General features: G+C 63.4%; 7 protein-coding genes. 2 read left to right on the top strand and 5 right to left on the bottom strand.

The annotated features are described in order from the left end of the window. The first annotated feature begins 106 nt into the window (after positions 1-106). Together Q0I19_RS10720 and Q0I19_RS10715 are read left to right on the top strand one after the other, a co-directional pair. The gene (locus Q0I19_RS10720; RefSeq protein ID WP_366012818.1) at positions 107-709 is read left to right on the top strand and encodes a M23 family metallopeptidase; all 603 of its coding nucleotides are present in this window, start codon (positions 107-109) and stop codon (positions 707-709) included. 11 nt (positions 710-720) lie between these two features. After that, positions 721-1170: a phage holin family protein gene (locus tag Q0I19_RS10715; protein WP_294761509.1), complete on the top strand. Its 450-nt coding sequence runs from the start codon at positions 721-723 to the stop codon at positions 1168-1170. A gap of 366 nt (positions 1171-1536) precedes the next feature. Here Q0I19_RS10715 and Q0I19_RS10710 read toward each other — a convergent pair whose 3' ends face one another. The 5 genes from Q0I19_RS10710 to Q0I19_RS10690 are packed head-to-tail and all read right to left on the bottom strand — an operon-like array spanning position 1537 to position 6475. Further along, positions 1537-2586: a type IV pilus twitching motility protein PilT gene (locus Q0I19_RS10710; protein ID WP_294761506.1), complete on the bottom strand. Its 1050-nt coding sequence runs from the start codon at positions 2584-2586 to the stop codon at positions 1537-1539. Between the two features lie 5 nt (positions 2587-2591). Continuing rightward, positions 2592-4280 (bottom strand): ATPase, T2SS/T4P/T4SS family, encoded by a 1689-nt coding sequence (locus Q0I19_RS10705; RefSeq protein ID WP_294761504.1) that lies wholly within the window; start codon positions 4278-4280, stop codon positions 2592-2594. Beyond that, complete coding sequence (locus Q0I19_RS10700) at positions 4277-4990, bottom strand: GspMb/PilO family protein (RefSeq protein ID WP_294761503.1); 714 nt, start codon at positions 4988-4990, stop codon at positions 4277-4279. Before Q0I19_RS10700 ends, Q0I19_RS10705 begins: the two co-directional genes overlap by 4 nt. 12 nt (positions 4991-5002) lie before the next feature. Beyond that, positions 5003-5569 carry a hypothetical protein gene (locus Q0I19_RS10695; RefSeq protein WP_294761500.1) on the bottom strand — a complete coding sequence of 189 codons (567 nt, stop codon included), beginning with the start codon at positions 5567-5569 and terminating at the stop codon, positions 5003-5005. Between the two features lie 12 nt (positions 5570-5581). Continuing rightward, positions 5582-6475 (bottom strand): hypothetical protein, encoded by an 894-nt coding sequence (locus tag Q0I19_RS10690; protein WP_294761499.1) that lies wholly within the window; start codon positions 6473-6475, stop codon positions 5582-5584. Positions 6476-6482 lie beyond the last annotated feature (7 nt).

Here is a 6482-nt window from a genome sequence, read left to right as displayed (position 1 = left end):
ATGCGCCCCAACTATCTGGCGACCATCAACGATCTGGACTCTCCTGTGGAAAAAACCGCCGACAAGACGATGAAAATTACCTACACACTGCGCAAGGGGGAATAAGATGCAGCAAGGAATTTTTGCAGGCCGCACGGCTGTGCGCTACCCCTACGGCCGCTACGGCTACACCCGCGGCGGGGGCAAGCGCTGGCACGGCGGGCTGGACGTGGTGGGCCTGGACGATGCGACCATCCGTATGCCGTTTTACGGCGGCAAAACGATACACGGCACGGTGGTGCGCGCCCGCTGTGTGCAGAACAAACGCGATGCAACGTGGGAATGGGGCTGGTACGTCTGCATAAAGCTGGATGCGGGCCAAACGCCCGACGCCGTGAATTACCTGTACTTTTGTCACTGCGAGCGCCTGTTGGTGCGGGCGGGGCAGCGTGTGCAAAGCGGCGATGCCCTAGGGATTATGGGCAACACCGGCAACGCGGCGGGCGGCTACAAGCACTGCCATCTGGAGGTGCGCGCCGCCGCCGCGGGCACAGGGCTTGACCCCACGGCCTACGCGGGCGTACCCAACGCCGTGGGCGAGTACGGCGCCGCGCAGACAAGCGTCTGGGACACCGACGGCCCGTTTGTCATCGCCGCCGCCACAGGCGCCGACAAGGCCGTCCTGCGCGCGCTGTGCGAAGAAAAGACCCTGCACGTCACGGCAGGGTGAAAGGAGTTTGTATGCAAAATCAGAACAATAATGTGTTTTTGCTGGTCAAGGCGGCTGTGGCCGCCGTGTGCGGCGCGTTTACGGCGGCGTTCGGCTGGCTGGGCTGGCTGACGGCGGCGTGGGTCCTGTGTATGGCGCTGGATTGGCTGTCCGGCACGGCGGCCGCCTGCAAGGGCGGGTGCTGGTCCAGCGCGGCGGCACGGGCGGGCATCTGGCACAAGTTCGGCATGATCTTGGTGGTGCTGGCCACGGCACTGACCGATGCCGTGCTGGGCATGGCGGTGGTCAACCTGCCCGGTTTGGGGCTGCGGTTTGACACACTGCTGCTGCCGGTGGTGCTGGTGTGGTATATTTTTACCGAGCTTGGCTCTGTGGCCGAAAATGCCGCCGCCCTCGGCGCGCCTGTGCCCGAAGTGCTGCTGAACGCCCTGGCGGTAGGGAAACAAAAAGCAGAAAAATAAGAAAGAACAAGTCTGGTGTGCCCGCACGGCGGGCACACCAGACTGTCGAAAAGCATTCTTTGACTTTATGCAGCATTTGCAACCTATCGAATGGTTTGTAGGGAACGGTCTTGACCGTTCCGTGCTGCCTTGCAAAAAGCACGACACAATGTGAAAACCGCGCGCCGTTCGGCGCGATTGAATGCGCTGCGCGCGGCCAGATGTGCGGATGGGTCAAGACCCATCCCTACAAATCTTCCGGAAACGGGCTTTTTCTACAAACTGAGATGTGCCCGCACGGCGGGCACACCTGATTTATTATCTATTATTTATTATTTATTATCTGACAAAAAGCCCCGCCTGTTTTGCAGGCGGGGCGATGTTTTGTTAAAAATACTGCTCCAAATCGCGCTTGTCGGTGGCGCAGCGCAGGGCGGCATCGCGGGTGATGCGCCCCTCGGCCGCAAGGCGGGCCAGGTCGGCGTTCAGGCTGTGCATGCCCAAGGCCGCACCCGACTGCAGCAGCGTCGGGATCTGGAAACACTTATCCTCGCGGATCAGGTTGGACACCGCGTCGGTGCCCACCAGAATTTCGGTGGCGGCGCAGCGTCCCTGCCCTGTGGCCAGCGGCAAAAGCTGCTGGGTGATAACGCCCCGCAAAACCGATGCCAGCTGGCCGCGGATCTGGTTCTGCGCGCCGGCAGGGCAGACGTCGATGATGCGGTCGATGGTCTGCGCCGCGCCGATGGTGTGCAGCGTGCTCATGACCAGGTGGCCGGTCTCGGCGGCGGTGATCGCGGCGGAGATCGTCTCAAAATCGCGCATCTCACCGACCAAAATCACGTCGGGGTCCTCGCGCAGGGCACTGCGCAGCGCGGCCGAAAAGCTCTTGACGTCGGTGCCCACCTCGCGCTGGTGCACCAGCGACTTTTTGCCCTGGTAGACGTACTCGATGGGGTCCTCGATCGTCAGGATATGCTCGGCGCGGCTCTCGTTGATGTGCTCGATCATGGCGGCCAGCGTTGTGGATTTGCCGCTGCCGGTGGGGCCTGTGACCAAAATCAGGCCGCGCGGTTCGTCCGCCAGCTTTTGCAGCACGGGCGGCAGACCCAGCTGCGCCAGCGTGGGGATTTGGTCGTTGAGCAGGCGCAGGGTGGCAGCCAGGCGGTTCTGCTGCATAAAGACGTTGGCGCGGCAGCGGGTGCCGTCGGGCGCGGTTATGGCAAAATCGGCGTCCAGACGTTCATCCTGCAGCGCCTCGCGGTGGCTTTCGTCCATCATGCTCAAAATCAGCGTGCGGGTGTCGTCGTCATTGGGCTGGATGGGTGCGGGCTGCAAAACGCCGTGGATGCGGAACTGCATCGGCAGCCCCTGGGAAATATGGATATCGCTGGCGCCCATTTGGCGGGCCAGCGCCGTCAACTCATGAATCTGCATAGGCGTCAATCCTCGTAGTAGGTGATTTTCAGCAGTTCTTCGGGGGTGGTTTCGCCTTGGCGCACCAGCTCCATGGCACTCTCGCGCAGGCTGCGCATACCCTGTGTGCGGCGGGCGGTGGCGGTCAGCTCCTCCTGCGTGGCCCCGGCGGCGATCAGGCGGCGCATCTCCTTGTTGATGACGACCAGCTCATGGATGGCAATGCGGCCCTTGTAGCCGGTGCCGTTGCAGTTGGGGCAGCCGACGCCGCGGCGCACGGTGGTGATGTCGGCGTCCAGCAGGTCGCGCTCCATCTCGGTGACGGGCACGGTCTTGGCGCACTGCGGGCAGACACGGCGCATCAGGCGCTGCGCCACAAGCCCGGCTACCGAGTTGGCGATCATATACCGCTCCACGCCCATGTCCTCCAGGCGGACTACGCTGGAAAGCGCATCGTTGGTGTGCAGGGTCGAGAAAACCATGTGGCCGGTGATGGCGGCGCGCACCGAGATGGACGCCGTCTCGGCGTCGCGGGTCTCGCCCACCATGATGATGTCGGGGTCCTGGCGCAGCAGCGCGCGCAGACCCGCCTCAAAGGTAAGACCCGCCGTCGGGTTGACCTGGGTCTGGTTGATGCGGGGCAGGTTGCGTTCCACGGGGTCCTCTACGGTGGAGATATTCACCTGGCGGTCGGCCATCGTCTGCAGCACCATGTACAGCGTCGTGGTCTTGCCGCTGCCGGTGGGGCCGGTCAGGTAGACGATGCCGTTGGGGCGGTTCAGCAGGGGCACAAAGCGGTTGTAGGTATCCTCGTCCATGCCGAAATGGTCGGCATGCTCAATGCGGGTGCTGCCGGACAGAATACGCAGCACGGCCTTTTCGCCAAAGACGGTGGGCAAAATCGACACACGGACGTTGATATCCACGCCGGTGTCCAGCCGCGCACGGAAATGCCCGTCCTGCGGGACGCGGTGCTCGGCAATGTCGAGGTTGGACATGATCTTGATGCGGGCGATCAGCGGCTGGTGCAGCGCGGGCTGCAGGGTGACGTAGTCGATGATGACGCCGTCGATGCGCATACGCACCTTGGTCTCTTTTTCAAACGGCTCGATGTGGATATCCGACGCGGCGGTGGTCACGGCGCGCTGCACAAGGCTGTTCAGCAGGCGGATGATGGGCGCCTCGGTGTCGCCGCCGGTGGCGCTGATGTCGATGGCCAGATCCTCGGTGCGGGCGGCGGCCATGTCGCTGGAGTTGGCGCGGCTGGCAGCCTTGCGGGCGCTGACCTCGGCGTAATAATAGCGGATGGCGCGGCGCAGCGGCTCCAACTCGGCCAGCACGATCTCCGGCTCCATGCCGGTCAGCTGGCGGATATCCTCAATGGCGTAATAGTTCAGCGGGTCGTTGGCCGCCACGGTCAGCGTGCGGCCGCTTTGCGCAATGGGCAGCATGTCGTACTTTTGCGCAACCTCGCGGGGGACTTTTTCCGCAGCGGAAACGTCCACTGTCAGCTGTGAAAAGTCAACGATCTGCAGGTTCAGGCGGCGGCCCAGCGCTTCCAGCACCTGCCGCTCGTTGACAAAGCCCAGCTTTTGCAGGGCCTGACCCAGGCGCAGCTCGCGGTGCTCCTTCTGGTAGGCGAGAGCGGCGGTGATCTGCTCGGCATTGATGTAGCCAAGCTCCTGCAGGATATCACCTAAACGTAAAGGCTTCACGGCTGTATACCCCCCTTGTCACACAGAAAGATGCTCAGCGAAACGCTGAAGGAGGAGCTTTCCACGGCCTCGCCGTCCGCATTGGCGTAGGGGCGGCCGGAGATGGAAAAGCTGTCGATGTGTATGGTCGGATAGTCGGCGGCCAGATCGTCCAGCAGGGAGAGGAAGTCCGCGCCGCTGCCGCTGCAGGTCAGCTGCACCGATACGGTGCGGAAGTACCCGGCGGCGGCCTCAGTGACGGCGGCGGTGTCGGCGGCAAAGCCGGACAGCAGCAGGTTGTCAACGGGCAGCACGGTGCTGACGGGGTTGAAGGCGGCACTGTGCCCGGCCAGGCTGCCGGCCGTGTAGCCGGGCAGAGCCTGCACGGCGGGGGTGCCGATGGAGAGGGTCAGCGGTTCCAGATCATGCGAAAGCTCCAGCCCCGTGACCAGCGTGTCCAGCTCGCCGGAGGAAAGCAGGGGATAGTACGCGGTGCTGGCCTGCTGCAGGCCGGACAGGGCAGCCTCTTTATTGGCGGCGTAACCGGGCGCCAGCAGCAGGGTCTGCTGCATTTCGGCGCGGGCGTTCTCGGCATCGGCCAGGTCCGCCTTGGCACTTTCCAGCGCGGACATGCCCGGCATAAAGAGAAAACGCAGGTACAATATGGCAAAGGAAAAGACAAAAACAACGTACAGCAGTTTTTTATCCTTGGCGCTTACGGCAAATTCCATATGCGGCCCCCCTTAGTCGGGCGCTGCCAGCACGCAGCGCAGGTTGATGGTGTACAGGCCGTTCTGGTAGGAATAGCCCGTGTAGGTAACGGTGGAAAACACGCCGCAGTTTTGCAGCGAGCGTATGTAGGTGGGGATGTCGATGACCTCGCTGGATTTGGCATCAAACAGCAGGGTGCCGTCGGAGGCATTGTAGGCGTTGAAATTGATGGTGATGCTGCTGTTGCCGGCGTTTTCGATGCGGGTCAGCAGGGCGTTGGTCACATCGGGGTAGCCGGCCAGCACGGCGTCCAGATCCTGCGCGTAGGCGGTCAGGCCGTTATAGATGTCGGCCAGGCCGGCGTCGGTCAGGGCGGCCGTGTAGGCGGCGCCGTTTTCCATGCACCAGTCGGTAATATCATCGCAGCGGCTGCGCAGCAGGGAGGTGCGCACGGTAATGCCCCCCCACGCCGTCATGCTGACAGCCACCAATGCCACGGCGGGCATCAGCGTAAGCAGTGTCTTTTTCTGCCCGGCGGTGCGCTGCGCCTTGGCGGTCTGCTGCCAGCGCCGGTAAAAGTTGATCTGTTTGCGTTTCATCGTATCATCCCTTTAACGTGCGATCAGATTTCCTGCGGCAAACATGGTGTCGGCCAGATGCACCCCATCGGGCAGGCGCAGGTTGGGTGAGTCGGGGAAAACCTCGGCTGCGAGGCCCAGGCTCAGGCAGCCGGGGCGGCAGACGTCCAGGTCGTCCTGTGTGCAGCCGCCGAAGTAGGCGGTGGCGATCGGCTCTGCGCCCTTGTTGGCAATGTGGAACTGTACCAGACCGGACAGCTTCTGGGTGATCTCGCTGCCGGATTCCGCCGTGCCGCGCGCATAGAACAGGCGGCTGCGGGAGGCGTAGGTGAACTCGCCCTGCTCGTACAGGGTGGCCAGCAGGGTGTCGCCGTCAAAATGCAGCACCACAAAGGTAGACCCGGCCAGCGCGGGGGTGGCGGCGGTCAGCTTCAGCTGGCCGGAAAGGGTGTAGTCCAGGCTGCTCAGGGTAAGCCCGGCGTCCTTGGCCAGGGCGGCGTAGCTTTCCACCAGGGCACTCTCGACCCGGCAGGCCAGCATCGTGTCGGTCTTGGCTTTGGCGTCGCGGTGCAGCAGCAGGTAGTCGTCCAGCGGGGCGTCGGCCTCGACACCGGCGGTGGAAAGCTCCCGCGCCAGAACGGCGCAGAGCTTTTTCTCGCTCATGGTGGGCAGGGTCAGCAGCTTGTGCTGAAACTGGCTGCCGCCGACGCACAGCGCCACCCGCTTGGCGGGCAGGCGGTTCTTGGCAAAAAAGTCCCGCAGGGCGGCGGCCAGGTCGCTTTCGTTGGTGATAACGCCGTTGATCAGGCACCCTTCGGGCAGCTCGTCGCGGCAGACCGCCGTGATCTTGGCCCCGTTGGCAGTGGGGCTGCCCACGGCCGCATACACTGTACGGTTGCATAGGTACAAAGAAGTCAGTGTCGGCATAATACCC

Source organism: uncultured Gemmiger sp. (assembly GCF_934561205.1).
In the GTDB taxonomy this organism is placed as follows: domain Bacteria; phylum Bacillota; class Clostridia; order Oscillospirales; family Ruminococcaceae; genus Gemmiger.
The sequence above is the reverse complement of the archived record's forward strand: the minus strand, read 5'-3'. Positions and strand labels throughout refer to the sequence as shown.